This is a genomic window from Pseudomonas sp. Tun-23181, assembly GCF_057415455.1.
On sequence record NZ_CM171630.1, the window covers coordinates 3,672,005 to 3,697,964 of the forward strand.

Here is a 25,960-nt window from a genome sequence, read left to right on the forward strand (position 1 = left end):
CCATGGTGGGCAATGGCTGGGATTAGCTGGGGTTATGTTTTAGCCAGATAATTGGGCGGTGGGTTTCGATCCTGGGGCGCGAAGCGGCCCCAGCGCACTAGGGGACGAAGTTGAGATGCTCACCCTGGTGCAAGTTCAGCTCCAGGGCATCGACCATCCCCGCCGCGATCCGCGCCAATCGCAGCAAAGGCCCGGCCAGCCCAGGCTCCAGCGTGCCCTCGGTATGGCGAAAATGTTCGATCCCCAGCCCAGGCACTTCCTCCGGCGCATTGACCAGCGTCCAGCGTAGCGTGCTGCGTTGCAGCAGGTCGACGATCTGGTCGACGCACTCACGTTGCTCGTCGCTATGCTTTGCTGGCTCGTCCAGCACATCGAAATCGCCCACCAGTAGCAGGCGGCGTATAGTCGTGCGTGACAGGCCGGCCACCAGGGCCTCGGTCATCTGCCGTTGGGCCGGCAGGTCGCCGGGCGCGAGGGCCGACACCAGGGCGATCACCGCCGAAGCGCCGGCGACGCTCTGCTCGGCCTGGTGGGCATTGCCCAGCCCGCCTATCTTGAAGTGCAGGCCGGGGCGCGGTGCCTGGCGGTTGAGGTCATCGACCACCGCGATGACTTCGTGCTGGCGCGACAGCAGCTCGACGGCCAGGGCGCTGCCCAGGCTGCTTTCGGCGCCGAACAGGGCCAGCTTGAACACTGGGGTTTCGGCATTCTTCACCGGATCGCTCCCTTTGCGGGTCGGGTGATCGTTGGACTGCGCGCCATGCGCCGGGTTCGTTGTTATTCAGGAGTTATCGTGCAGAGAATCAAGGGGTATCACGCCCACGTGTACTACGACGCCAGCACCCTGGCCCAGGCCCGGGAGCTGTGTGAGCAAGCGTCGCAACTGTTCCCTGTGACCATGGGGCGCATGCACCAGAAACCGGTCGGGCCGCACCCGGACTGGAGCTGCCAACTGGCCTTCGGGCCGGAGGTGATCGGCGTGGTGCTGCCTTGGCTGGCGCTGCATCGGCGGGGGTTGGTGGTGTTCCTGCATCCTCTGACCGGGGATGAGCTGGCGGATCACCGGGACCATGCGATCTGGATGGGGGCGGTGCGGCCGTTGGATCTGTCGATCTTCACTTGAGGGCCAGGGGCTGCTTTGCAGCCCATCGCCGGCAAGCCGGCGATGGGCCGCGAAGCTCAGGTTCGGGCCGAGCGCACGCCTTCGGCCAGTTGGGCGCACAGGCCCAATACGTCTTTCACGGCCTGGTCGGCATCGTTTGCCTGGGCGATCTTGTCGACCAGCGCCGACCCTACCACTACGCCATCGGACAACCTGGCGATGGCTGCGGCCTGCTCCGGCGTGCGGATGCCGAAGCCGACGCTGATCGGCAGGTCGGTATGGCGGCGCAGGCGGGCGATCGCCTCGTTGACGTGTTCGGTGGTCGCCGAACCTGCACCCGTCACACCTGCCACCGAGACGTAGTAGACGAAGCCGGAGCTGCGCTCCAGCACGCGCGGCAGGCGGGCGTCGTCGGTGGTCGGGGTGGTCAGGCGGATGAAGTCGATGCCCGCGACCTGGGCCGGGGTGGCCAGCTCGGCGTCGTGCTCGGGCGGCAGGTCGACGATGATCAGGCCATCGACGCCAGCGTCCTTGGCCTCTGCCACGAACTTCTCCACGCCAAAGCGGTGGATCGGGTTGTAGTAGCCCATCAGCACGATCGGCGTGGCCTGGTTGCCTGTGCGGAACTCGCGGACCATCTGCAAGGTTTTCGCCAGGGTCTGGCCGGCTTCCAGGGCGCGCAGGGTGGCGAGCTGGATGGCCACGCCGTCGGCCATCGGGTCGGTGAACGGCATGCCCAGTTCGATCACGTCGGCACCGGCTTCTGGCAGGCCCTTGAGGATCGCCAGGGAGGCGTCGTAGCCCGGGTCGCCAGCGGTGATGAAGGTGACCAGCGCGGAGCGGCCCTCGGCCTTCAGCTCGGCGAAGCGTTGTTCAAGACGGCTCATGCCTGTTTCTCCTGGGCGGCCATGTGGTTCATCACGGTTTGCATGTCCTTGTCGCCGCGGCCCGACAGGCACACGACCATCAGGTGGTCCTTGGGCAGGTTCGGTGCGCGCTTGATCGCCTCGGCCAGGGCATGGGAGCTCTCCAGGGCCGGGATGATGCCTTCCAGGCGGCAGGTGGCATGGAAGGCGTCGAGGGCTTCGTCGTCGGTGATGCTGACGTACTCGACGCGCTTCACTTCGTGCAGGTAGGCGTGCTCCGGGCCGATGCCGGGGTAGTCCAGGCCGGCGGAGATCGAGTGGGCGTCGGTGATCTGGCCGTCCTCGTCCTGCAGCAGGTAGGTGCGGTTGCCGTGCAGCACGCCCGGGACGCCACCGTTGAGGCTGGCGGCATGCTTGTCGGTATGCACGCCGTGGCCACCGGCCTCGACGCCGATGATCTGCACGCTGGCATCGTCGAGGAAGTCATGGAACAGGCCCATGGCGTTGGAGCCGCCGCCGACGCAGGCGATCAGGCTGTCGGGCAGGCGGCCTTCCTTCTCTTGCAACTGGGCACGGGTTTCCTTGCCGATGATCGACTGGAAGTCGCGGACCATCGCCGGGTACGGGTGCGGGCCGGCCACGGTGCCGATCAGGTAGAAGGTGTCCTCGACGTTGGTGACCCAGTCGCGCAGGGCCTCGTTCATGGCGTCCTTGAGGGTGCCGGTGCCAGCGGTGACCGGGACGATCTCGGCGCCCAGCAGCTTCATGCGGAACACGTTGGCCTGCTGACGCTCGATGTCGGTGGCGCCCATGTAGATCACGCAGGGCAGGCCGAAGCGCGCGGCCACGGTGGCAGTGGCCACGCCGTGCATGCCGGCGCCGGTCTCGGCGATCAGGCGCTTCTTGCCCATGCGCTTGGCCAGCAGGACCTGGCCGATGCAGTTGTTCACCTTGTGCGCGCCGGTGTGGTTGAGTTCTTCGCGCTTGAAGAAGATCTTCGCGCCGCCGCAGTGCTCGGTCAGGCGCTCGGCGAAGTACAGCGGGTTGGGGCGGCCGATGTAGTCGCGCTGGAAGTAGGCCAGCTCTTCGAGGAACTTGGGGTCGGCCTTGGCCGCTTCGTACTCGCGGGCCAGGTCCAGCACCAGCGGCATCAGGGTCTCGGCCACGTAGCGGCCGCCGAACGAGCCGAACAGGCCGTTGGCATCGGGGCCGGCGCGGTATTGGGTCTGGGTCATGGGCGCTCCAGGGCGTGATTTGTGGTTGATGGGCTTTACTCTACCCACGACATGCCCGGCTGAAAACCGATAAGATTGCGCCAACCTGTCAGGAAAACTCACACGTCATGCGCCAGGACCTTCCGCCCCTCAATGCCCTGCGAGCCTTCGAGGCGACTGCCCGGCTGAACAGCGTCAGCCTGGCGGCCGAAGCGTTGCATGTCACCCATGGGGCTGTCAGTCGGCAGATCAAGGTGCTCGAGGAGCACCTGGGCGTGGCCCTGTTCGTCAAGGATGGGCGCGGCATCAAACTCACAGATGCCGGGATTCGCCTGCGCGATGCCAGTGGCGAGGCGTTCGACCGCTTGCGCGGGGTCTGCGTGGAACTCAGCCGCGATGTCGGCGAGGCCCCCTTCGTCCTCGGTTGCTCGGGCAGCCTGCTGGCACGCTGGTTCATCCCACGGCTCGGACGGCTCCAGGCAGACCTGCCGGAACTGCGCCTGCACCTCTCGGCAGGCGAAGGCGACCTCGACCCGCGCCGTCCTGGGCTGGATGCGCTGCTGGTCTATGCCGAGCCGCCGTGGCCTGCGGACATGCACGTCCATGTACTGGCCGAGGAGCGCATCGGGCCGGTGCTGAGCCCCTTGTACAGCGGCTTCGAACGGTTGCGCCACGCACCGGCAAGGGCCTTGCTGGACGAGCCTTTGCTGCACACCACCTCGCGCCCCCAGGCGTGGCCGACATGGGCCGCCTCGCAAGGGCTGGAGCCTGCCGCGTTGACGTTCGGCCAGGCGTTCGAGCACCTGTATTACCTGTTGGAAGCTGCAGTCGCCGGGCTGGGCGTGGCCATCGCGCCACAGCCGCTGGTGGCGGACGACCTGCGCGCCGGGCGTTTGAGCGCGCCCTGGGGCTTCTCCCCCACCCGCGCGGCGCTGGCGCTGTGGGTGCCCCGGCGCGCCGCGGACGGGCGCGCCGGGCAGTTGGCGCAATGGCTGCGCAACGAGTTGGAGCGGCAAACCGCCTAGTTGCGCTTGCACATCAGCCAGGCGGCCAGCAGGCCGAGGGCGCCGATGGCGACCCCGGCGGTGGTCCAGGGATGTTCCTGGGCGTAGTCGCGGGTCGCAAGGCCGGTCTGCCGGGTGCGGGTCTTCACTTCCTCGTAGGCATCGCTGAGCAGGCTGCGCGAATGCTTGAGGGCATTCTCGGCATTGCTGCGGATGGCCTTCATGCTTTTCTGCGACTCCTCCGAGGCGTCGTGCTTGAGGTTTTCCAGGGTCTTGAGCAGGCTTTCGATCTCGGCTTCCATGCTTTCCAGGGATGTTTTGCGCAACGCATTGCGGGCCATGTCGACTCTCCTTCGCTGGGTAGGGGTGGTAAGGGTTGCGACTGCGCGGCATGGCGAAAGTGCGATCGAACTTTCGTCGTTGGCGATTGCTCGCAGGTAAACCGGGCCTGCGCTGCTAGGCTCAATCTCAGACATCCAAGGAGAGTGCTCATGTCCGATCATCACACCTACAAGAAGATCGAGCTGGTCGGTTCCTCGACCACCAGCATCGAAGAGGCGATCAACAATGCCCTGGCCGAAGCCGGCAAGAGCATCAAGCACCTGGAGTGGTTCGAGGTGATCGATACCCGCGGGCACATCCGCGACAACCAGGCCGCGCATTTCCAGGTCACGTTGAAGGTGGGCTTCCGCATCGCCAATAGCTGAAAACAGCGCCGGGATGGCGTGTCCCGGGGCGATGGGTGAAGCGTCTTCCAGGGTGCCAGTCGTGGATTGGCGCCCTTTACGCTGTGGGTCTGAACAAGGAAAAGCGATCGATGAACAGACTGCTAGGGGTGGTGTGCCTGATGGCACTGGCCGGCAGTGCGCTGGCCGTGGGCAAGCCGTGCGAAGAACTCAAGGCCGAGATCGATGCCAAGCTCCAGGCCAAGGGCGTCACCGGCTATGTGCTGGAGATCGTCGACAAGGGCGCTGGCGGTGGCAAGGTGATCGGCAGCTGCGAGGGCGGGACCAAGGAAATCATCTACCGCCGTGAGTGAGCAGGGCTGCTTTACAGCCCATCGCCGGCATGCCGGCTCCCACAGGCTTGGCGCCGATTTCAAGAGCGGCCCAGGCCGCTGTGGGAGCGGGCTTGCCCCTACCCTCACTCGGCTTTCAGCGCCTGCGCCATCAGCTCATATGACCGTACCCGGTCCGCATGCTCGAACAGGTCGCAGGTGAAGATCAGCTCATCCGCTGCGGTCTGTTCCAGCAACACCTCCACCTTGGCCCGCACTTTCTGTGGGCTGCCGATCATCGCCAGGCCCAGGAAACTGCCCACCGCGTCGCGTTCGTGGGGCAGCCACAGGCCGTCCATGCTCGGCACTGGTGGGCGCTGCATCAGGCTCTGCCCGCGAATCAGCGCGAGGATGCGTTGGTACACCGAGGTGGCCAGGTATTCGGCCTTTTCGTCGGTTTCGGCCACCACCATGGGCACGCCGAGCATCACGTAGGGCTTGTCCAGCACGGCCGAGGGCTGGAAGTGATCGCGGTAGATGCGGATCGCCTCGTGCAGGTAGCGCGGCGCGAAGTGCGAGGCGAAGGCGTAGGGCAAGCCGCGCATGCCGGCCAACTGGGCGCTGAACAGGCTGGAGCCGAGCAGCCAGATGGGCACCTCGGTGCCGTGGCCGGGCACGGCGATGACCTTCTGCTCCGGGGTGCGCGGGCCCAGGTAGCGCACCAGCTCTTCCACGTCGTCGGGGAAGTCGTCGGCGCTGCCGGAGCGCTCGCGGCGCAGGGCGCGGGCAGTCATCTGGTCGGCGCCTGGCGCACGCCCCAGGCCCAGGTCGATACGCCCCGGGTACAGGCTGGCCAGGGTGCCGAATTGTTCGGCGATCACCAGGGGTGCGTGGTTGGGCAGCATCACGCCGCCGGCCCCGAGGCGGATGGTCGAGGTGCCGTTGGCCAGGTAGCCGATCAGCACGGCGGTGGCGGAACTGGCGATGCCGTCCATGTTGTGGTGCTCGGCGACCCAGAAGCGGTGGTAGCCGAAGCGCTCGACATGGCGTGCCAGGTCCAGGGCGTTGCGTAGCGACTGCGCCGGGCCTGTATCGGCGCGCACCGGTACCAGGTCGAGGGTGGAAATCTTCAGGTCACGCAGGTGCGTCATCGGAGCCTCCGCAGCAGTGGTTGGCCAGAGGCCTTTTCGACTCTGTATGGGCATATCCGGCAGATTCAATGCCAGGTGTGGGACCGATCTGAACTTGCCGGAGGGTGTTGGCCTCTGAACCCATAGGCATACCTACCTCATGACCAGGAGGCAATCATGAAAAAGACAGCATCGGCGATCTGGCAAGGCGGTCTGAAGGACGGCAAGGGCTTGTTGTCCACCGAGAGCGGTGCGCTCAAGCAGAACCCGTATGGTTTCAACACCCGTTTCGAAGGCTCGCCCGGCACCAATCCGGAGGAACTGATCGGGGCGGCCCATGCCGGCTGCTTTTCCATGGCCCTGTCGATGATGCTGGGCGAGGCGGGGCTGACCCCGGAGCGTATCGATACCATCGCCGAGGTCAGCCTCGACAAGCAGCCAGACGGCTTCGCTATCACAGCCGTGCACCTGACCCTCAAGGCCAAGGTGCCTGGGGCCAGCGACGCGCAGTTCCAGGAGATCGCCAACAAGGCCAAGGCCGGCTGCCCGGTTTCCAAGGTGTTGAACGCGAAGATCAGCCTGGACGCCACCCTGCTCTCCTAGCGGCGCAACGGGGACGGTTTCCTGTAGTCTAACCAGCGTTGGCAGCCCGACTGCCTTTTCAGGAGCCGTTCCATGATCCGCGTTGCAACCGTCGTGCTGGCTTGCCTGCTGGGCACGACCGCATGGGCCGCGCCCAAGCCGTGCGAGGAGCTCAAGGCCGAGATCGAAGCGAAGATCCAGGCCGCCGGCGTGACGTCCTATACCCTGGAGATCGTGCCCAACAGCGAGGTCCGCGACCAGAACATGATCGTCGGCAGTTGCGATGGGGGTACCAAGAAGATCATCTACCAGAAGAACGACCGCTGACACGGGCTACTTGGGGCCGCTTCGCGCTCCATCGCCGGCAAGCCCCCACAGGGTGCCAGTGGTGCTCACACATCTGCGGTACGCAGAGTGTGCTGTGGGCGGTTACCCCAACCCTTCGGGCTGCGAGAACGACCGAAAGCACAACAGGTACCCTGTGGGAGCCGGCTTGCCGGCGATGGGCTGCAAGGCAGCCCCGTCGTCAGGGGATGCAGAACACTTCGCTGGGCTCGTTCACCACCACCTTGCGGCTGGCGTCGAACAGCAGCACCTGCGGTTGCATCACCGGGGCCCGTGCCTCCAGGCGGTAGCGCTCTCCGGCCTTGAAGCCGTCGTAGCGCACGGTCAGGTAGCAGGTGCGTTCGGTCGGGTCTGTCGTGAAGCCGCCCGCATACACTTCGTAGTCGAAGCGCACTACCAGCTCGTGCCGGCCAGGGGTGACCTGGAAATAGCGGCCATCATCGAGGCGCTTGCCGTCCAGGCGGTCTGCCATGATGGTCCTGCCGGGGGTGATGGTGTAGAGGTCGATCCAGGCTTGCTTGGGGTCGACGGGCGGCAAGGGGCTGGCGCAGGCCCCCAGTGCACTGAGGGCGATCAGCATCATGGGCTGGCGCATGGCGAGACTCCCGCTTGCGGTTTACAAGCTACAAGCATAGCGCCGCGCGCGGTCCCCAGCCATGCGCCATGTCACGTCGAGCATGCCTTTCAGGTGCGTTGGCAGCCTGCTGGCAGCCCTTGTCCCACCAGCTTCTGCTGCTGGTCGTAGAGCTTGATCCAGGGGCGAAAGCCAATGCTGCCCGCTTGCAGGCGATAGCGCTGGCCGGCGCCGAAGTCCTTGAACGTCAGGTTGAGCTGGCAATCGCGCCACAGGGGTTCGTCCACCGGGCCGATGTTGCTCGGGGTCACGGCGAACTGATAGCGCACGGTGAGCTCATGGTGGCCAGGCGGCACTTCGAAATAGCGGGTATCGGCCCAGTCACGCTCGTCCACCTGGACGGCGTGCAGCGAGGTGTCGTCATGCGGGGCCAGGTCGATCCAGGCCTGGTTCGGGTCTGGGTCCGGCAAGGTGGAACACGCGGACAGCAGCATGAGCGTGCCGACGGCAAACAATGGACGCATGGCGAAACTCCCCCCTGGCGAGATAGTCTTGGAACGCACCGGCCGTGAGCGAGACAGACTGCCCCGATGTTCAGACTTTTTCTTTTCTTGCGCTCAAGCCCTGGGGCACTCGACCGCTTTTTCCCTGTTTTGGTTCCCCTGTTGGCGGCCCTTCTGCTGAACGGTTGCGCCAGCGTCGGCTATTACGGCCAACTGGCCCAAGGGCAGTGGCAACTGTTGCGCGCCCGCCAGCCGGTCGAGCGTGTGCTGCAGGACCCGGCCACGTCCCCTCGACTGCGCCAGCGCCTGCTGCATGCCGAACAGGCCCGGGCGTTCGCCAGCGAGCAACTGAAGCTGCCCGACAACCGTAGCTATCGGGTCTACGCCGACCTGGGCCGGCCTTTCGTGGTGTGGAACCTGTTCGCCACGCCCGAGTTGTCGTTGCAGCCGGTGACCCACTGCTTCCCGATCGCCGGCTGCGTAGCCTACCGGGGCTACTACCGCCAAGGGGCTGCCCGGGGCGCGGCGGCCTTGATGCGGCAGGCGGGCATGGACGTCTATGTGGGGGGCGTGGAGGCCTATTCCACATTGGGTTGGTTCGACGACCCGATCCTGTCGTCGATGGCCAGCTGGGACGACGAGCGCCTGGCCGCGCTGATCTTCCACGAGCTGGCGCACCAGCGTTTCTATGTGAAGGACGACACGGCGTTCAACGAGTCCTTCGCCACCTTCGTCGAGCAGGAAGGATCGCGGCAATGGCGCGTGGCGCGTGGGCTTCCAGCGATTCAGAAGAGCGCCGTGCGCCAGCGGGAGCAGTTCATCCGGCTGGTGCTGGCCTGCCGTGAAAGGCTCCAGGCGATCTATGCCGGCCCCCTGGACGATGCGGGCAAGCGGGCGGCCAAGCAGGCGGAGTTCGAGCGCCTGCGCGCAGAGTACCGGGTGCTGCGGGATGGCCAGTGGGGCGGTGACCGGCGGTATGACGCCTGGATGTACGGGCCGATGAACAATGCCAAGCTGTTGCCGTTCGGGCTGTACGACCAGTGGGTGGCGGGGTTCGCGGCGTTGTTCGAGCAGGTGCGGGGGGATTGGAGCCGGTTCTATGCGCGGGTCGAGGCGCTGGGGCGGATGCCGGCCGAGGTGCGCAAGGCTGAGTTGGCCAGATTGTCGGGGGGACGGTGACCGGGGGGGCCGCTGCAAAGCAGCCCCTGGTCATGGCGTTCAGTCGCCGATGAACGCCTGGTGCATCTGCGCCAGGGTGTCGAAATGGAACGCCGGCGCTTCTGCCATCAACTCCTCCCGGCTGCCGAAGCCATACCCCACCGCCACCGCCTGCAACCCGTTGCTACGGGCTCCGATCAGGTCGTGCTTGCGATCGCCGATCATTAACGTCTGCGCCGGGTCCAGGCCTTCTTCGTCGAGCAGGTGGCGGATCAGCTCGACCTTATTGGTGCGGGTACCGTCCAACTCGCTGCCGTAGATCACCTTGAAGTGATGATCGAAGGCGAAGTGCCGGGCGATCTCGCGGGCGAACTCCCACGGCTTGGAGGTGGCGATGTACAGGGTCCGGCCCTGGCCATTGAGGGTTTCGAGCAGCGCCGGCACGCCTTCGAACACCAGGTTTTCGTACAGGCCGGTGACGCGAAAGCGCTCGCGGTAGAAGTTCACCGCCTCCCAGGCCTTGGCCTCGTCGAAGTCGTAGAACTGCATGAAGGCCTGCAGCAAGGGTGGGCCGATGAAGTGCTCGAGCCGCGCCAGGTCCGGCTCGTCGATACCCAGCTTGGCCAGGGCGTACTGGATCGAGCGGGTGATGCCCAGGCGCGGGTCGGTCAGGGTGCCGTCGAGGTCGAAAAGGATGTTCTGCTGGTGCATGCGCTGCTGTCCACTCAGGTGTTCGGGGGCAAGCCCCACAGGGATCATTCGGGGCGGTCGTAGCCTTCGGCCAGGTGTTGGTCCTTGAGCTTGACGTAGTTGGCGGCGCTGTAGGGGAAGAAGGCGCGCTCCTTGTCGGTCAGCGGCCGGGCCTGCTTCACCGGGCTGCCCACGTACAGGTAGCCGCTTTCCAGGCGCTTGCCGGGCGGCACCAGGCTGCCGGCGCCGATGATCACCTCGTCCTCGACGATGGCGCCGTCCATGATGGTGCTGCCCATGCCGACCAGGATCCGGTTGCCCAGGGTACAGCCGTGCAGCATGACCTTGTGCCCGATGGTCACCTCATCGCCGATCAGCAAGGGGAAGCCGTCCGGGTTGAACGGGCCGGCATGGGTGATGTGCAGCACGCTGCCATCCTGCACGCTGGTGCGCGCACCGATGCGGATACGGTGCATGTCGCCGCGGATCACGGTCAGCGGCCAGACCGAGCTGTCCTCGCCGATCTCCACGTCGCCCAGCACCACCGCCGAGCGGTCGACGAAAGCCCGTGGCCCAAGGTTCGGAGTGTGCTGCTGGAATGTTCGGATGGCCATGATAGCGCCTCTCTTGAATGCCGATAGGCGGGCTGCCTGCTGCGGTCGGCGTCGATTGTAATTAAGATGGGCGCGTGTTTCTCCTGCCAAGGTATCCAAACCGTGAGTGCGAACAACCCGCTTCTGCAGTCCTACGATCTGCCGCCCTTCTCGGCGATCCGTGCCGAACATGTGCAACCGGCGATCGAAGAGATCCTGGCCGACAACCGCAAAGCCATCGCCGAGATCCTCGAAAAGCAGGGCCAGCACCCTACCTGGGCCGGCCTGGTGCTGGCGATGGACGAACTCAACGACCGCCTGGGCGCGGCCTGGAGCCCGGTCAGCCACCTCAATGCGGTGTGCAACAGCAAGGCGCTGCGCGAGGCCTACGAGTCTTGCCTGCCGGCCCTGAGCGCCTACTCCACCGAGCTTGGGCAGAACCGTGCGCTGTTCGAGGCCTATGAAGCGCTGGCCAACAGCCCGCAAGCCGCAGGTTTCGATGCCGCGCAGAAGACCATCATCGAGCACGCCCTGCGTGACTTCCGTCTGTCGGGTATCGACCTGCCGGCCGACAAGCAGCAGCGCTACGCCGAAGTGCAGAGCCGCCTCAGCGAGCTGGGCAGCCGCTTTTCCAACCAGTTGCTGGACGCCACCCAGGCCTGGACCAAGCACGTCACCGACGAGGCCGTGCTCGCCGGGCTGACCGAGTCGGCCAAGGCGCAGATGGCCGCCGCCGCCCAGGCCAAGGGCCTCGACGGCTGGCTGATCACCCTGGAGTTCCCCAGCTACTACGCCGTGATGACCTACGCTGCCGACCGTGCTCTGCGTGAAGAACTCTATGCCGCGTATTGCACCCGTGCCTCCGACCAGGGCCCGAACGCCGGCCAGTTCGACAACGGCCCGGTGATGAGCGAGATCCTCGACCTGCGCCAGGAACTGGCCGAGCTGCTGGGCTACCGGAACTACGCCGAACTGAGCCTGGCGACCAAGATGGCCGAGTCCAGCGACCAGGTGCTCAGCTTCCTGCGCGACCTGGCCAAGCGCAGCAAGCCATTCGCCGCCCAGGATCTGGAGCAGCTCAAGGCCTACGCCGCCGAGCAGGGTTGCGCCGAGCTGCAGAGCTGGGACGCCGGCTACTACGGCGAGAAGCTGCGCGAGCAGCGCTACAGCGTGTCGCAGGAAGCCCTGCGCGCCTACTTCCCGATCGACAAGGTGCTCTCGGGCCTGTTCGCCATCGTCCAGCGTCTGTACGGCATCGAGATCGCCGAGCTCAAGGGCTTCGACAGCTGGCACCCGGACGTGCGCCTGTTCGAGATCAAGGAAAACGGCCAGCACGTGGGCCGCTTCTTCTTCGACCTGTACGCCCGCGCCAACAAGCGCGGCGGTGCCTGGATGGATGGCGCCCGTGACCGTCGCCGTACTGCCGCGGGCACGCTGCAGAGCCCGGTGGCCAACCTGGTGTGCAATTTCACCCCGGCCGCGCCTGGCAAGCCGGCGCTGCTGACCCACGATGAGGTCACTACGCTGTTCCACGAGTTCGGCCATGGCCTGCACCACCTGCTGACCCGCATCGAGCATGCCGGTGTTTCCGGTATCAACGGTGTGGCCTGGGATGCGGTGGAACTGCCGAGCCAGTTCATGGAGAACTGGTGCTGGGAGCCCGAAGGCCTGGCGCTGATCTCCGGCCACTACGAGACCGGCGAACCGCTGCCCCAGGATCTGCTGGACAAGATGCTGGCAGCGAAGAACTTCCAGTCGGGCATGATGATGGTGCGCCAACTGGAGTTCTCGCTGTTCGATTTCGAGCTGCACGCCAACCATGGCGACGGCCGCAGCGTGCTGCAGGTGCTGGAAGACGTGCGCGACGAGGTCTCGGTCATGCGTCCGCCGGCCTACAACCGCTTCCCCAACAGCTTCGCCCACATCTTCGCCGGCGGCTACGCGGCGGGTTACTACAGCTACAAGTGGGCCGAGGTGCTGTCGGCCGATGCCTTCTCGCGCTTCGAGGAAGAAGGCGTGCTCAATGCCGAGACCGGCCGTGCCTTCCGCGAAGCCATCCTGGCCCGTGGCGGCTCCCGCGAGCCGATGGTGCTGTTCGTCGACTTCCGTGGCCGCGAGCCTTCCATCGATGCGTTGCTGCGCCATAGTGGCCTGAGCGAGGACGCGGCGGCATGAGTGAGGTACGTGTGAACAAGACCAAGAAGCGCTTCATCGCCGGGGCGGTTTGCCCGGCCTGCAGCGAGACCGACAAGCTGATGATGTGGGACGAGGACGGCGTACCGCACCGCGAGTGCGTGGCCTGCGGGTTCTCCGACACCCTCAACGAGCAAGGCCTGTCGATTCCGAAGGAGCTCGGCACCCGGGTCAACCAGCTGGCGCCCAAGGCGCCGGCCAAGGTGCAGACGGTCCAGTTCTTTCCCAATCCGAAGCTGAAGAAGCCAGCGGAGTGACACGTCTGCAACGCCCCGGTTCGCAACATCGGGGCGTTGTTGGGTGTGTTCCGTCGGCCAGGTGGTAGATATTCAACCCTGCACCCCGGGGTCAGCCCTATAGCCTCTCGCGCTCCTTTTCATTCGATGGAGCAAGAAATGGCCCAGGATAACCCGCTGCTGCAACCCTTCGAGCTGCTCGACTACACCCGCCTGGAGGTCGAGCACCTCGAACCTGCCTTTCGCCAGATCGCCGAAGACAACCGCCGTGAACTCCAGACGATTCTTGCCTCTGCGGCCACCTCCCCTACCTGGGACAACCTGGTCATGGCTATCGAGCGCCTCGACCTGCGTATCGAGGACCGTTTCAAGATGGTTGTTCCCTGTGCCCACCGGGACGACGGCTGGGCTGCAGCGGTCAATGATTGCCATGCCCATCTGAGCGCCTACCGGGATGAGAAAGAGGCCCATGCACCGTTGCTGCTCGAGGCCTATTCCCAGGTGGCCCGTGGTGACCTGGACGCCGAGCAGAAAGCGACCTTGGCCAGCATCCTGGAGGAACTTAGGCTTGCCGGTGCGGCCCTGCCGGAGCCCGAGCGCCAGCAGCTTGTTCGGACGCAGGAGGCCATCAGGGGACTGGAGGATACCTTCCTCGATAACCTGAGCGCGTCCAGGAAAGACGGGGTGTTGTTGATCACTGACCCAGGCGAACTTGCCGGTATTCCAGAACAGACCCTCGTCACCCTGGCGGATAAAGCGAGGACGGCGATGAGCGATGACGTTCCAGACGAAACGCTGGCCGCCATCACGGAAAATGGGCGCAAGGGTTGGCTGGTCACGCTCGACGACACCACGGTGACCGCCCTGCTGCAGCATGCCGACAATCGTTCGCTTCGGGAGACTGTCTACCGCAGAGGGTCGACCTTGGCCTCGGACCAAGCCGCCAAGACCGGCTGGGATAATGCGAAGGTCCTCCAGGCGCTGGTGCGCTTGAGGCACGAAAAGGCCCAATTATTGGGCTTCGAGAATGCCATGGCGTTGAGCCTGCAGAGCAAGTCCGCCCAGACGGTGGATGAGGTGGAGGCATTTCTCGGTGCCCTGGCCGAGCAGGCCAGACCGGCGTTGAAACAGCAGGCCATCGCCTTGGTCCATCTGGCTGAAACACAAGGTATGGGGAGGTTGCAGCCTTGGGACCAGGCCTACCTTGCCAGCCGCCTGCATGAGCGCGAGGCGCAGGACCCCGAGCAGGACATGCTCGCCTACTTCCCCTTGCCAGGTGTGCTCGCGTCATTGCAGGCATGGGCGGCGCGGCTGTTCGGCATCACGCTGGAAGACCAGGGCAACGTGGCGTGGCATCCGGACGTCCAGTTGTGGAAGGTCACCCAGGCAGGTAGCACGCTGGGGTACATCTACATCGATGCCTTCGCGCGCCCGGGCAAGCCGGACTGGGCGTTTGCCTTTCCAATGAGGAGCCGGCACGAAGACCCGGAAACGGGGACCACGCTGCCGATCGTAGCGCTGTCCTGTGCTTATCCCAGGCATGAAGACGACCAGCCGACCCTGCTGGGCCACCTTGACCTGTGCAAGCTCTTCCATGAGTTCGGGCACTGCCTGCACCAGGTGCTGATGGGCAACGCCCAGCGGCGGCTGAACTCGATCGAGCACCTTGGCAGGGATGCCTCGGAGTTCGTGGGCAAGGTGCTGGAGCAATGGTGCTGGAGCCCTCAGACCCTGCAATGTCTCTCCAGGCATTTCGAGCACGGCGGGCAGGCTTCGCTGGAGAAGGTCGAGCGATGGCTGCGGGCGAAGCGCAAGCAGCAATTGTCGACCCTGGCCAAGGACCTGCGCCTGGCGCTGTTCGACATCCTGTTGCACCGGGCTGCCGATACCCCCATCGACGTACGGAAAATCGCCGGGCTGGCGAGCAGCCGGGTCATGGTATTGCCTGGCCAGGATGACGAACGATACCCGGAGGCCTTCGACTACCTGGTGACCGGTTATGACGCAAGCTACTACGGCTACCTGTGGGCCGAAGTCCATGCGTTGGATATCTTCGCGCGTTTCGAGGCGCAAGGCGTGGATGACGCCAGGCTCGGGCAGCGGTTGCGCGAGGAGATCCTGGCGCCGGGTGCCTTGCGTTCGATGAGCGCCTCGCTGGAGGCCTTCCTGGGCAGGCCGTTGTCGCACGAGGCCTACCGCGCGCGATACCTGGCGACGGCTGGCGCCTGACGGTACTGGAAACCCGACTAACTCCGAGATACTGTATATGGATACAGTATCTCGGTGTCCCATCATGAACCCAGCACCCTTGCGAGGACGCGGCACTGCCAGCAACCCGCACAACCGCTTCGCCCCGAGCCAGTCGGTGAAGGAGGACGATGGCTGGTACCAGGAAGTCCCGCCCACCCAGGGTACCGAGGTGCGGATCGAGACGGCCAAGAGCATCATCACCCGCAACACCTCGCCGGACCTGCCCTTCGACCGCTCCATCAATCCCTACCGGGGCTGCGAGCATGGCTGCATCTACTGCTACGCCCGCCCCAGCCATGCCTACTGGGACCTTTCCCCAGGCCTGGACTTCGAGACCAAGCTGATCGCCAAGACCAACGCGGCCGAATTGCTCGAGCAGCAATTGAGCAAGCCGGGCTACGTTTGCGCGCCGATCAACCTGGGTTCCAACACCGACCCCTACCAGCCCATCGAGCGCGAACGGCAGCTGACCCGGCGCCTGCTCGAAGTGCTGCTGCGTTTCCGCCATCCGGTGACCATCGTCACCAAGGGCGCATTGGTGCTGCGCGACCTGGACCTGCTGGCGGAGCTGGCGAGCCAGCGGCTGGCGCGGGTGATGATCAGCCTCACCACCCTCGATGACGAACTCAAGCGCATCCTCGAACCCCGCGCCGCGGCACCGAAGGCGCGGCTGCGGGCGATACGGGTCCTGCACGAGGCGGGCGTGCCGGTGGGGGTGCTGTGTTCGCCGATGATCCCGATGATCAACGACAGCGAGCTGGAGCACCTGCTGGAGGCGGCGAAGGCAGCGGGTGCGCAGAGTGCGGCCTACATGATGCTGCGCCTGCCGCTGGAGGTGGCGCCGTTGTTCGAGCAATGGCTGCACGACCATTACCCGCAGCGCGCCGCCCATGTGCTCAGCCTGATCCGCCAGAGCCGGGGCGGCGAGCTGTATGACAGCCGGTTCGGCACACGCATGCGTGGGGAAGGCGTTTTCGCCGAGTTGCTGGCGCAGCGGTTCGGCAAGGCCATGCGGCGGCTGGGGTTCGCAGGCCGCGAGGCGCAGGCGCTGGATTGCACGGCGTTCTGCCCGCCGAACGGGCAACTGAAGTTGTTCTGATGCCATCCCCAGCCGCACTAATGGCAGCTGTTATTTTCGCTCATGGGTATTGGCGATTGATGTTTTTTTGCTATTATCGAGCACCCGCCTGTATCAGCTAGAACGCCCGTTCTAGAGCCTCCGAATTCAGTTTCAGTTAAGTTTTCCCCGGTAGCGTAGGAAATCAGTCCACAGAGACTGTGATCAATGGCCTGTGCGCGTCATCTAAACCCTGCATAGCCAGAATCTTTAACCGGTAAGATGGAATTTGCCTACAAACCGTCAAGAGGATGAATCATGCCCGTCAAGGACCCCTCCAAGGCCGTCCCGGCTGCACCCGCCGAAAGCGCCGATGCTGCCCTGAAGCATATCGTCGACGGCTTCCTGCGGTTTCATCACGATGTCTTTCCCGAGCAGCAGGAGCTGTTCAAGAAGCTCGCCACGGCACAAACGCCGCGCGCCATGTTCATCACCTGCGCCGACTCGCGCATCGTCCCTGAGCTGATCACCCAGAGCTCGCCGGGCGATCTGTTCGTGACCCGTAACGTCGGCAACGTCGTACCGCCCTACGGGCAGATGAACGGTGGCGTGTCCACCGCCATCGAGTACGCGGTGATGGCCTTGGGCGTGCATCACATCATCGTCTGCGGCCACTCCGACTGTGGTGCCATGCGGGCGGTGCTCAACCCTCACGCGCTGGAGAAGATGCCGACGGTCAAGGCCTGGTTGCGTCATGCCGAGGTCGCGCGCACGGTGGTCGAGGACAACTGCTCCTGTGGCAGCGAGCACGAAAGCATGCAGGTGCTGACCAAGGAAAACGTCATCGCCCAGTTGCATCACCTGCGCACCCACCCTTCGGTCGCTTCTCGCCTGGCGGCTGGCCAGCTGTACATCCATGGTTGGGTCTACGACATCGAGACCAGCCAGATCGAAGCCTACGATGCCGCCAGCGACAGCTTCCTGCCGCTAGCCGCAGGCGAACCGATCCCCTGCGCTACACCGAGAGGCCGCTACTAGGCTCCACGCCTCAAGCGACCCGAACACCTCTACATGACGTCCTGATCGCCGGCCGCACCCTCGTGGTGTGGTCCGGTTATCGGCTGCCTTGAATTCCCTGGATACCTTGCCGGCCTCGCTGGCGGCGCGCCCCTGCGCGCGATTCAGGGATCCCCGTGTCCCGGCCAGAGGAATGGCCGTGCAACTGAAAGTAAGGAGCTTCATGGTGAACAAGACACAGATCAAAGCGGCCCTGCCGCGCGAATTGCTGGCCTCGGTCGTGGTCTTCCTGGTAGCCCTGCCCCTGTGCATGGGTATCGCGATCGCCTCGGGCATGCCGCCGGCCAAAGGGCTGATCACTGGCATCATCGGTGGCATCGTGGTCGGTTTCCTGGCCGGTTCGCCGCTGCAGGTCAGCGGCCCGGCCGCCGGCCTGGCGGTGCTGGTGTTCGAACTGGTGCGCCAGCATGGCATGGCCATGCTCGGGCCGATCCTCTTGCTGGCGGGGTTGCTGCAACTGCTGGCCGGGCGCTTGCGCCTGGGCTGCTGGTTCCGCGTCACCGCGCCGGCCGTGGTCTACGGCATGCTCGCCGGTATCGGCGTGCTGATCGTGCTGTCCCAGGTGCATGTGATGTTCGACACCGCGCCGCAGCCCTCTGGCGTCGAAAACCTGCTGGGCTTTCCCGCCACGCTGGCCTCGGCATTGCCCCTGGAGAGCGCCGGCAGCGGCTGGCAGGCCGGTGCGCTGGGGCTGGGGACCATCGCCCTGATGTGGGGCTGGGAGCGCTGGCGGCCCCAGCGCCTGCGTTTCTTGCCGGGTGCCCTGCTCGGCGTGGCGGCGATGACGGTCATCAGCCTGTGGCTGGCGCTGCCGGTGAAGCGGGTGCAGGTACCGGCCGACCTGTCCGAGGCCATCGACTGGTTGCGCCCGCACGACTTGCTCGCGCTGGCCGACCCGACCCTGCTGGTGGCCGCCCTGGCCCTGGCGTTCATCGCCAGCGCCGAGACCCTGCTGTCCGCCGCCGCGGTCGATCGCATGCACAGCGGCCAGCGCTCGGACTTCGACCGTGAACTGTCGGCGCAAGGTATCGGCAACATGCTCTGTGGCTTGCTGGGCGCACTGCCGATGACCGGGGTGATCGTGCGCAGCTCGGCCAACGTCCAGGCCGGGGCGCAGACACGCTGGTCGGCGATCTTCCATGGCGTGTGGCTGCTGGCCTTCGTGGTGGCCTTGAGCAGCGTCTTGCAGCAGATTCCGGTGGCGAGCCTGGCTGGCGTGCTGGTCTATACCGGCGTGAAGCTGGTGGATTTCAAAGCGTTGCGCGGCCTTGGCCGCTACGGGCGCATGCCGATGTTCACCTATGCCGCCACCGCCTTGGCGATCATCTTCACCGACCTGCTCACCGGTGTACTCCTGGGTTTCGCCCTGACGCTACTGAAGCTGGCGCTCAAGGCCGCGCGGCTGAAGATCAACCTGGTCCACCTCGACCGTCCCGGGCACATGGAACTGCGCCTGAGCGGGGCGGCGACCTTCCTCAAGGTCCCTGCCCTGACCCAGGTACTCGACAGCGTGCCGCCCGGCACCACGTTGCATGTCCCGCTGGCCAACCTGACCTACATCGACCATTCCTGCCTGGAATTGCTCGAGGATTGGGGCAAGGCCAGCCAGGCCAGCGGTTGCAGCCTGCGTATCGAGCAGCGTGGCCTCAAGCGCAGGATCGAAGGGCGCTTGCGCAGCGCTGCGGGCGCCTGACCTCAGGCGTCCACTTCCTTCATCTGCGGCGCACCCGGCCAGGTACCGGTCAGGTTGACGACCCGGGTGCCGCCGAGCCACTCGGTGGCAGGCGTGTTCCAGGTGAGCGCCTGGCGGGTGTTCTTGCCGAGGTTGATGAACTCGGCGACGAGTGTCATCCGGGTGGCTGTCAGCGGGATATCGCTGAAGCTGGCGGAGCTGCCGCCGACGATGGTCCGGGTGTCTTCGACCGGGCCATTGGGGGTTTCGTACGACAAGGTGACCCGGGTGGTGTAGGTGGTGAAGGCCGAGGCCTTGCTGTCGACCACCAGGCTCAACACACCCATCTTGCGGATCCAGTTGGGCACCAGCACCCTGCTGCCGGCGAAGGATGCGAAGCCATAGGCGACGGGCAGCGGCTCGCTGGCCACCTCGCCGCTTCTTGCCGGCAAGGTGTGCGACTCGATCGCGCTGCTGTCGCTGGTGACGATGAAGCTGGCGTTGCCCTTGCCGGAGATGCCGTCCTCGCCGAGCAACCTGTTCAGGCCGCTGGCGCTGCCGGCGAGGGAGAACCGGGCGTTGCGTTTCTTGGCGCCGGCATTGACGCCGCTCTGGGCATAGACCACCGTGGTCACCACGCCGAAGCCTTCGGAAATGCCGGCGGCGGTGGCCATGTTCACCCGCCTGGCGTGATCCAGCAGCCAGTCGTAGCTGTCGTGCAGCAGCGTGAGGTTGCTGAGGCTGCGTTCACCGCTGAGGGCGAACTCCGAGGCGATGGATTCCTCGCGGTCGAAGCTCCATTCGATGGCGGCATCCGGCTGCACCTGGGCGGCGGTGGCCGGGTCGTAGACCATTCCCGCCACGCTCGTCTTGACTTCGCGGCGCTGTACGCCGCTCGAGCTGATCTGCCACTTGCGGCCCTGCTGGCTGCTCGATACTTCTGCGCCGGGCAATTGTTCGCAGACGAGCCTGAAGTCACCCGAGGCCGGGTCGACGATGCCGACCGCGCCTGGCTGGATGTTGGGGTTCAGGGCCCAGTTGCCCCAGAGCGTCGGCCGGCTGCCGCGCAGCAGGTCGGTATAGATTCGATTCCACTGGATCGTCATTGTCATCACCTGTTCGATGGGTCGGGGCCGCCCTTGCGGCGGCCGGATGACAGTAGCGATCGGGTACGAGGGGCAGCAGCGGGACGCCTTTCCCAGCCGCCTCGGTGCGTCAGGAGGGTTGCAGGGCAAGGTCCACGTTCAGTTGCCGCGACAGGCACGGCCAGCGTTTCCAGGCTTCGCCGGTCGCGGGGCTGCACAGGGTCTCGCGGTAGGTCTCCACCGACTCCACGGCAAAGCTCTCGTCGTCGAGCAACTCGTCCACCGAGTGGTGCACCACCTCGTCCAGCTGGTTGGCGAAGGTCTCGCCGATCAACTGATGGGCGATCAGGTTGGCCACGGTGGTATCGAGGGGGATCAGCGGTTGCTGGAAATGACGGATGTACAGGTCATTGACCTCTTCGACCAGGCGATGGGCCAGGTAGGCCTCGTCCAGCAGGCAGTCGAGGCCGACATGCCCTTGCATGACGCTCGGAGGCTGGAGGAAATAGGCTTCGGCGATCTTCAGCACCGGCTTGATCTGCGACTCGATGCCGGCCTCGCGGGCCACTGCGTGCGCAGCTTCCAGCAACTCCGGGACCTGGTCGATATAGGCGCTGACGAAACGCGTCAAGGTACCCTGGGCGTCCTGCTCCGGCAGTCGGATCGACGGATGCAGGTGGGGCAGTTGCTGCTCGAGGCGTACTTTCAATTGGCCGGTCTGGCTTTCATGTTGATGGGCTTGGCTGATCTGCTCGCGTACAGCGGCGATGTTCATGACAACTCCAGGGACAAGGCGTTACAAACGGAAGACACTAAGTTAGCTTGCTTACGAGAATGCCTAAGACGCATTTGTTATAACCGGAAGACACGCCTGCATAAGCAGTTATATCAATGTGCCATCATTGTGCCCCGAGCCGTTGAGCACGGGGTTTACAGGCGATCCGGCGGAATCATGAAGTTCATTTCATGGCCTTCGTTGCGTGCCATTGGTCGGTGTCTATACTCCGGTTGAACGTGATTCGTTGATGAGGCCCGACTGCTGTCGCAGGGGCTCGGTCGTCGAAGTAGGCAGTCTTGGCCGCCGTCCCCCCTTGCCGTAGGTCCACGCCTCCGGGACAACAAGAACGATAAGGGGAACCCGCAATGATGCGACATCCACATGTCTGGATGGGCCTCCTGTTGTGGTTGGGATTCGGTCAGGCGCACGCTGCCTGGACCGTGAACATGGCTCCGGGGGCCACGGAAGTCTCCAGCGCCGTGTTCGACCTGCACATGACCATCTTCTGGATCTGTGTGGTCATCGGCATCGTGGTGTTCGGCGCGATGTTCTGGTCGATGGTCATCCACCGTCGCTCCACCGGCCAGGAGCCTGCTCACTTCCACGAGCACACCTGGGTGGAGATCCTCTGGACCATCGTCCCCTTCCTGATCCTCGTGGCCATGGCCATCCCGGCCACCAAGACACTGATCGACATCTACGACGCCAGCGACTCGGACATCGACATCCAGGTCACCGGCTATCAATGGAAATGGCACTACAAGTACCTGGGCCAGGACGTGGAGTTCTTCAGCAACATCGCCACCCCCGCCGAGCAGATCCGCAACCAGGCGCCCAAGGGCGAGCACTACCTGCTGGAAGTCGACCAGCCGCTGGTCTTGCCGGTCGGGGCCAAGGTGCGCTTTCTGGTGACTGCCGCCGATGTCATCCACTCCTGGTGGGTGCCGGCCTTCGCGGTCAAGCGCGACGCCATTCCCGGCTTCGTCAACGAAGCCTGGACGCGCATCGAGAAACCCGGCATCTACCGCGGCCAGTGCACCGAGCTGTGCGGCAAGGACCATGGCTTCATGCCGGTGGTGGTCGAGGTCAAGTCGCAGGCCGACTACGACACCTGGCTCGGCGAGCGCAAGGCCGAGGCGGCCAAGCTCAAGGAGCTGACCAGCAAGGAGTGGACCCTGGAGGAGCTGGTCGAGCGTGGCGACAAGGTCTACCACACCGCCTGCGTGGCCTGTCACCAGGCCGAGGGCCAGGGCCTGCCGCCGATGTTCCCGGCACTCAAGGGCTCGAAGATCGCCACTGGCCCCAAGGAAGACCACCTGGGCATCGTGTTCCACGGCAAGCCTGGCACTGCCATGGCCGCGTTCGGCAAGCAGCTCTCGGAAGTCGACATCGCCGCCGTGGTCACCTACGAGCGCAATGCCTGGGGCAACAACAAGGGCGATATGGTCACGCCGAAGGATGTGCTGGCGCTCAAGCAGGCAGAAGGCCAATGAGCCGGGTCGACGGGTGTTCCCGCAACAGCCACCGGATTGCAGGAGACAGGACATGAGTGCAGTGATCGACGACCACGCCCAAGGCCATGAGCATGCCCACGGCCCGGCCAAGGGCCTGATGCGCTGGGTGCTGACCACCAACCACAAGGACATCGGTACGATGTACCTGTGGTTCAGCTTCGCCATGTTCCTGCTCGGCGGCTCGTTCGCCATGGTGATCCGCGCCGAGCTGTTCCAGCCCGGCCTGCAGATCGTGGAACCTGAGTTCTTCAACCAGATGACCACCATGCATGGCCTGATCATGGTGTTCGGGGCAGTGATGCCGGCATTCGTGGGCCTGGCCAACTGGATGATCCCGCTGATGATCGGCGCGCCGGACATGGCCTTGCCACGGATGAACAACTTCAGCTTCTGGCTGCTGCCGGCGGCTTTCCTGCTGTTGGTCTCGACCTTGTTCAGCGCCGGCGGCGGGCCGAATTTCGGCTGGACCTTCTACGCTCCGCTGTCGACCACCTACGCGCCGGCCAGCGTGACCTTCTTCATCTTCGCCATCCACCTGATGGGCATCAGCTCGATCATGGGCGCGATCAACGTGATCGCCACCGTGCTCAACCTGCGTGCGCCAGGCATGACCCTGATGAAGATGCCGCTGTTCGTCTGGACCTGGCTGATCACCGCGTTCCTGCTCATCGCAGTGATGCCGGTGCTGGCCGGCGTGGTGACCATGATGCTGATGGACATCCACTTCGGCACCAGCTTCTTCAGCGCCGCCGGCGGTGGTGACCCGGTGCTGTTCCAGCATGTGTTCTGGTTCTTCGGCCACCCCGAGGTGTACATCATGATCCTGCCGGCCTTCGGCGCGGTCAGTTCGATCATCCCGGCGTTCTCGCGCAAGCCGCTGTTCGGCTACACCTCCATGGTCTATGCCACCGGGGCGATCGCCTTCCTGTCGTTCATCGTCTGGGCTCACCACATGTTCGTGGTCGGCATCCCGGTGGTGGGCGAGCTGTTCTTCATGTACGCCACCATGCTGATCGCCGTGCCTACCGGGGTGAAGGTGTTCAACTGGGTCAGCACCATGTGGCAGGGTGCGCTGACCTTCGAGGCGCCGATGCTGTTCGCCGTGGCCTTCGTCATCCTGTTCACCATCGGCGGCTTCTCCGGGCTGATGCTGGCCATCGCGCCGGCGGACTTCCAGTACCACGACACCTACTTCGTCGTCGCCCACTTCCACTATGTGCTGGTGCCCGGGGCGATCTTCGGCATCTTCGCCTCGGCCTACTACTGGCTGCCGAAGTGGACCGGGCACATGTACGACGAAACCTTGGCCAAACTGCACTTCTGGCTGTCGTTCATCGGTATGAACATGGCGTTCTTCCCCATGCACTTCGTGGGCCTGGCCGGTATGCCGCGGCGGATCCCGGACTACAACCTGCAGTTCGCCGATTTCAACATGGTCTCGTCGATTGGCGCCTTCACCTTCGGCGCCACGCAGTTCCTGTTCCTGTTCATCGTCATCAAGTGCATCCGCGGCGGCGCGCCGGCACCGGCCAAGCCCTGGGATGGCGCCGACGGGCTGGAGTGGACGGTGCCTTCGCCGGCGCCCTACCACACCTTCCAGACGCCGCCGGACGTGAAGTAGGAGGTCGAACATGGAAGGCCTGTCGCTCAAACGCCTGGTCACGCGCCTGCTGATGCTGACGGTGGTGATGTTCGCCTTCGGCTTCGCCCTGGTGCCGATCTACGACGTCATGTGCCAGGCCTTCGGCATCAACGGCAAGACCGGCGGGCAGTACCAGGGCAGCCAGGTCAGCGACCCGACGCGCACCGTGCGGGTGCAGTTCATGTCGACCAATGCCAGCGACATGGTCTGGGAGTTCCATTCCACCGCCGACCAGCTCGAGGTCAACCCCGGGGCGGTCAACCAGATGGTCTTCGTCGCCCGTAACCCGACCGATCGGCCCATGAGTGCCCAGGCCATCCCCAGCATCACCCCGGCCGAGGCCGCGGCGTACTTCCACAAGACCGAGTGCTTCTGTTTCACCCAGCAGGTGCTGCAACCCGGCGAGCGCATCGAGATGCCGGTGCGTTTCATCGTCGACCGCGACCTGCCGGCCAACGTGAAGCACCTGACACTGGCCTACACCTTGTTCGATATCACCGCTCGCCACCCGCCGGTCGCCCATGTCGCGGCCCAGGACGTCCAGGGCGCCCGTTAAGGGAAGGAGAACAACAATGGCAAGTCACGAGCACTACTACGTCCCGGCGCAGAGCAAGTGGCCGATCATCGCCACGATCGGCCTGCTCATCACGGTGTTCGGCCTGGGCACCTGGTTCAACGACCTCAAGGCCGGCCACGAGGCGTCCCATGGGCCGTGGATCTTCTTCGTCGGCGCGCTGTTCTTGGCCTACATGCTGTTCGGCTGGTTCGGCGCGGTGGTCAAGGAGAGCCGTGCGGGGTTGTACAGTGCGCAGATGGACCGCTCGTTCCGCTGGGGCATGAGCTGGTTCATCTTCTCCGAGGTGATGTTCTTCCTGGCCTTCTTCGGCGCGCTGTTCTACGTGCGGGTGCTGGCCGGGCCCTGGCTCGGCGGCGAGGGCGACAAGGGCGTCTCGCAGATGCTCTGGCCCGGCTTCGAGTTCGCCTGGCCGCTGCTCAACACACCGGACCCGAAGCTGTTCCCGCCACCCAAGGACATCATCGACCCCTGGCACCTGCCACTGATCAACACCATCCTGCTGGTCAGCTCCAGCGTGACCATCACCATCGCCCACCATGCCCTGCGCAAGGGGCATCGTGGCCCACTGAAGCTGTGGCTGGGGCTGACCATCCTGCTCGGGCTGTCGTTCCTGGCGTTGCAGGCCTACGAGTACTACGAGGCCTATGCCCACCTGGGGCTGACCTTGGGTTCGGGGATCTACGGCGCGACCTTCTTCATGCTCACGGGCTTTCACGGCGCCCACGTGACCTTGGGCTCCTTGATATTGATCGTGATGCTCGTGCGTGTGCTGCGCGGGCATTTCAACCCCGACAAGCACTTCGGCTTCGAGGCGGCCAGCTGGTACTGGCACTTCGTCGATGTGGTCTGGGTCGGGTTGTTCATCTTCGTGTATGTGCTGTAGCAGGGGGCTCCTGCACAGGATTCAGAACGGCGCGTGCGAGACGAGCTGCCCGCTGATGAAGCCCCAGGCGACCAGGCCGATGGTCAGCGCCGCGAGGGTGACGCGCACGGTCAGGGCCTTGAGCAGGCGGGTCGAGTGTTCGTCGTCCTTGACCAGGAACACCAGCCCGCTGAACAGGCTGGCGATGGTGGCCAACAGCATCAGGACAATCGCAGCCTTGAGCATGGCGATACTCCGG

The 25,960-nt window shown here is 64.9% G+C and carries 29 protein-coding genes; 17 read left to right on the forward strand and 12 right to left on the reverse strand.

From position 1 onward, the window contains the following. Positions 1-97: 97 nt before the first annotated feature. Positions 98-715, reverse strand: a complete 618-nt coding sequence (locus ACDI39_RS17470; RefSeq protein WP_253102769.1) for an NAD(P)-dependent oxidoreductase — start codon at positions 713-715, stop codon at positions 98-100. Positions 716-793: 78 nt separating this feature from the next. On the opposite strand from ACDI39_RS17470, the gene ACDI39_RS17475 reads away from it, so the two are divergent. After that, entirely contained in the window at positions 794-1,123 is a 330-nt protein-coding gene (locus tag ACDI39_RS17475; protein WP_253102768.1) for a DOPA 4,5-dioxygenase family protein, read from the forward strand. Between the two features lie 56 nt (positions 1,124-1,179). On the opposite strand, the gene trpA is transcribed toward ACDI39_RS17475, so the two are convergent. Further along, positions 1,180-1,989 (reverse strand): tryptophan synthase subunit alpha, encoded by an 810-nt coding sequence (trpA, locus tag ACDI39_RS17480; protein ID WP_253102767.1) that lies wholly within the window; start codon positions 1,987-1,989, stop codon positions 1,180-1,182. Then, complete coding sequence (gene trpB, locus ACDI39_RS17485) at positions 1,986-3,203, reverse strand: tryptophan synthase subunit beta (protein ID WP_225789953.1); 1,218 nt, start codon at positions 3,201-3,203, stop codon at positions 1,986-1,988. Before trpB ends, trpA begins: the two co-directional genes overlap by 4 nt. A gap of 107 nt (positions 3,204-3,310) precedes the next feature. Here trpB and ACDI39_RS17490 point away from each other — a divergent pair, with 107 nt between their 5' ends. Continuing rightward, positions 3,311-4,207: a LysR family transcriptional regulator gene (locus ACDI39_RS17490; protein WP_225789954.1), complete on the forward strand. Its 897-nt coding sequence runs from the start codon at positions 3,311-3,313 to the stop codon at positions 4,205-4,207. On the opposite strand, the gene ACDI39_RS17495 is transcribed toward ACDI39_RS17490, so the two are convergent. Next, a complete protein-coding gene (locus ACDI39_RS17495) occupies positions 4,204-4,527 on the reverse strand; it encodes an ElaB/YgaM/YqjD family protein (RefSeq protein ID WP_225789955.1) in 324 nt (107 codons plus the stop codon). The two genes, ACDI39_RS17490 and ACDI39_RS17495, sit on opposite strands and share 4 nt — an antisense overlap. Before the next feature lie 150 nt (positions 4,528-4,677). Between ACDI39_RS17495 and ACDI39_RS17500 the strand changes: the two genes are divergently transcribed. After that, positions 4,678-4,893: a dodecin gene (locus ACDI39_RS17500; RefSeq protein ID WP_225789956.1), complete on the forward strand. Its 216-nt coding sequence runs from the start codon at positions 4,678-4,680 to the stop codon at positions 4,891-4,893. 110 nt (positions 4,894-5,003) lie between these two features. Continuing rightward, on the forward strand, positions 5,004-5,225 hold the full coding sequence (locus ACDI39_RS17505) for a DUF1161 domain-containing protein (protein WP_225789957.1): 222 nt from the start codon (positions 5,004-5,006) through the stop codon (positions 5,223-5,225). 104 nt (positions 5,226-5,329) lie between these two features. On the opposite strand, the gene ACDI39_RS17510 is transcribed toward ACDI39_RS17505, so the two are convergent. Then, positions 5,330-6,334, reverse strand: a complete 1,005-nt coding sequence (locus tag ACDI39_RS17510; protein WP_225789958.1) for an LLM class flavin-dependent oxidoreductase — start codon at positions 6,332-6,334, stop codon at positions 5,330-5,332. A gap of 156 nt (positions 6,335-6,490) precedes the next feature. On the opposite strand from ACDI39_RS17510, the gene ACDI39_RS17515 reads away from it, so the two are divergent. Continuing rightward, positions 6,491-6,916 (forward strand): OsmC family protein, encoded by a 426-nt coding sequence (locus ACDI39_RS17515; protein WP_225789959.1) that lies wholly within the window; start codon positions 6,491-6,493, stop codon positions 6,914-6,916. Between the two features lie 72 nt (positions 6,917-6,988). Beyond that, positions 6,989-7,222: a DUF1161 domain-containing protein gene (locus tag ACDI39_RS17520; RefSeq protein ID WP_225789960.1), complete on the forward strand. Its 234-nt coding sequence runs from the start codon at positions 6,989-6,991 to the stop codon at positions 7,220-7,222. A gap of 199 nt (positions 7,223-7,421) precedes the next feature. Here the strand turns inward: ACDI39_RS17520 and ACDI39_RS17525 are convergent, their stop codons facing one another. Both ACDI39_RS17525 and ACDI39_RS17530 read right to left on the reverse strand, forming a co-directional pair. Continuing rightward, a complete protein-coding gene (locus tag ACDI39_RS17525) occupies positions 7,422-7,835 on the reverse strand; it encodes a PA0061/PA0062 family lipoprotein (RefSeq protein ID WP_225789961.1) in 414 nt (137 codons plus the stop codon). Positions 7,836-7,924: 89 nt separating this feature from the next. Continuing rightward, the gene (locus ACDI39_RS17530; RefSeq protein ID WP_225789962.1) at positions 7,925-8,338 is read right to left on the reverse strand and encodes a PA0061/PA0062 family lipoprotein; all 414 of its coding nucleotides are present in this window, start codon (positions 8,336-8,338) and stop codon (positions 7,925-7,927) included. Positions 8,339-8,404: 66 nt separating this feature from the next. Here ACDI39_RS17530 and ACDI39_RS17535 point away from each other — a divergent pair, with 66 nt between their 5' ends. Then, a complete protein-coding gene (locus ACDI39_RS17535) occupies positions 8,405-9,496 on the forward strand; it encodes an aminopeptidase (protein WP_225789963.1) in 1,092 nt (363 codons plus the stop codon). Between the two features lie 39 nt (positions 9,497-9,535). Here ACDI39_RS17535 and ACDI39_RS17540 read toward each other — a convergent pair whose 3' ends face one another. Continuing rightward, entirely contained in the window at positions 9,536-10,186 is a 651-nt protein-coding gene (locus tag ACDI39_RS17540) for an HAD family hydrolase (RefSeq protein WP_225789964.1), read from the reverse strand. Positions 10,187-10,230: 44 nt separating this feature from the next. Beyond that, positions 10,231-10,779 carry a gamma carbonic anhydrase family protein gene (locus tag ACDI39_RS17545; RefSeq protein ID WP_225789965.1) on the reverse strand — a complete coding sequence of 183 codons (549 nt, stop codon included), beginning with the start codon at positions 10,777-10,779 and terminating at the stop codon, positions 10,231-10,233. A gap of 66 nt (positions 10,780-10,845) precedes the next feature. Between ACDI39_RS17545 and prlC the strand changes: the two genes are divergently transcribed. From prlC to ACDI39_RS17575, 6 genes are all read left to right on the forward strand, one after another. Next, on the forward strand, positions 10,846-12,933 hold the full coding sequence (gene prlC, locus ACDI39_RS17550; protein ID WP_253080755.1) for an oligopeptidase A: 2,088 nt from the start codon (positions 10,846-10,848) through the stop codon (positions 12,931-12,933). Then, the gene (locus ACDI39_RS17555) at positions 12,930-13,208 is read left to right on the forward strand and encodes a YheV family putative zinc ribbon protein (protein WP_225789967.1); all 279 of its coding nucleotides are present in this window, start codon (positions 12,930-12,932) and stop codon (positions 13,206-13,208) included. The genes prlC and ACDI39_RS17555 overlap by 4 nt, the downstream gene beginning before the upstream one ends. Positions 13,209-13,346: 138 nt before the next feature. Continuing rightward, a complete protein-coding gene (locus ACDI39_RS17560) occupies positions 13,347-15,416 on the forward strand; it encodes a M3 family metallopeptidase (RefSeq protein ID WP_486536963.1) in 2,070 nt (689 codons plus the stop codon). Between the two features lie 61 nt (positions 15,417-15,477). Continuing rightward, complete coding sequence (locus ACDI39_RS17565) at positions 15,478-16,536, forward strand: PA0069 family radical SAM protein (protein WP_225790031.1); 1,059 nt, start codon at positions 15,478-15,480, stop codon at positions 16,534-16,536. A gap of 276 nt (positions 16,537-16,812) precedes the next feature. Next, on the forward strand, positions 16,813-17,532 hold the full coding sequence (locus tag ACDI39_RS17570) for a carbonic anhydrase (RefSeq protein ID WP_225789969.1): 720 nt from the start codon (positions 16,813-16,815) through the stop codon (positions 17,530-17,532). A gap of 202 nt (positions 17,533-17,734) precedes the next feature. Beyond that, on the forward strand, positions 17,735-19,264 hold the full coding sequence (locus tag ACDI39_RS17575) for a SulP family inorganic anion transporter (RefSeq protein ID WP_486536964.1): 1,530 nt from the start codon (positions 17,735-17,737) through the stop codon (positions 19,262-19,264). A 2-nt stretch (positions 19,265-19,266) separates the two neighbouring features. Here the strand turns inward: ACDI39_RS17575 and ACDI39_RS17580 are convergent, their stop codons facing one another. Both ACDI39_RS17580 and ACDI39_RS17585 read right to left on the reverse strand, forming a co-directional pair. Continuing rightward, positions 19,267-20,355 carry a hypothetical protein gene (locus ACDI39_RS17580; RefSeq protein WP_253166293.1) on the reverse strand — a complete coding sequence of 363 codons (1,089 nt, stop codon included), beginning with the start codon at positions 20,353-20,355 and terminating at the stop codon, positions 19,267-19,269. A 103-nt stretch (positions 20,356-20,458) separates the two neighbouring features. After that, the gene (locus ACDI39_RS17585) at positions 20,459-21,103 is read right to left on the reverse strand and encodes a hypothetical protein (protein WP_225789972.1); all 645 of its coding nucleotides are present in this window, start codon (positions 21,101-21,103) and stop codon (positions 20,459-20,461) included. A 368-nt stretch (positions 21,104-21,471) separates the two neighbouring features. Between ACDI39_RS17585 and coxB the strand changes: the two genes are divergently transcribed. From coxB to ACDI39_RS17605, 4 genes are read left to right on the forward strand one after another with little or no spacing between them, the layout of a single operon-like run. Beyond that, positions 21,472-22,599 carry a cytochrome c oxidase subunit II gene (gene coxB / locus ACDI39_RS17590; RefSeq protein WP_225789973.1) on the forward strand — a complete coding sequence of 376 codons (1,128 nt, stop codon included), beginning with the start codon at positions 21,472-21,474 and terminating at the stop codon, positions 22,597-22,599. A gap of 52 nt (positions 22,600-22,651) precedes the next feature. Then, positions 22,652-24,241 carry a cytochrome c oxidase subunit I gene (ctaD, locus tag ACDI39_RS17595; protein WP_225789974.1) on the forward strand — a complete coding sequence of 530 codons (1,590 nt, stop codon included), beginning with the start codon at positions 22,652-22,654 and terminating at the stop codon, positions 24,239-24,241. Between the two features lie 10 nt (positions 24,242-24,251). Further along, complete coding sequence (locus ACDI39_RS17600) at positions 24,252-24,818, forward strand: cytochrome c oxidase assembly protein (protein WP_225789975.1); 567 nt, start codon at positions 24,252-24,254, stop codon at positions 24,816-24,818. Positions 24,819-24,834: 16 nt separating this feature from the next. Then, positions 24,835-25,722, forward strand: a complete 888-nt coding sequence (locus tag ACDI39_RS17605) for a cytochrome c oxidase subunit 3 (protein WP_225789976.1) — start codon at positions 24,835-24,837, stop codon at positions 25,720-25,722. Between the two features lie 21 nt (positions 25,723-25,743). Here ACDI39_RS17605 and ACDI39_RS17610 read toward each other — a convergent pair whose 3' ends face one another. Continuing rightward, a complete protein-coding gene (locus tag ACDI39_RS17610) occupies positions 25,744-25,947 on the reverse strand; it encodes a twin transmembrane helix small protein (protein ID WP_225789977.1) in 204 nt (67 codons plus the stop codon). Positions 25,948-25,960 lie beyond the last annotated feature (13 nt).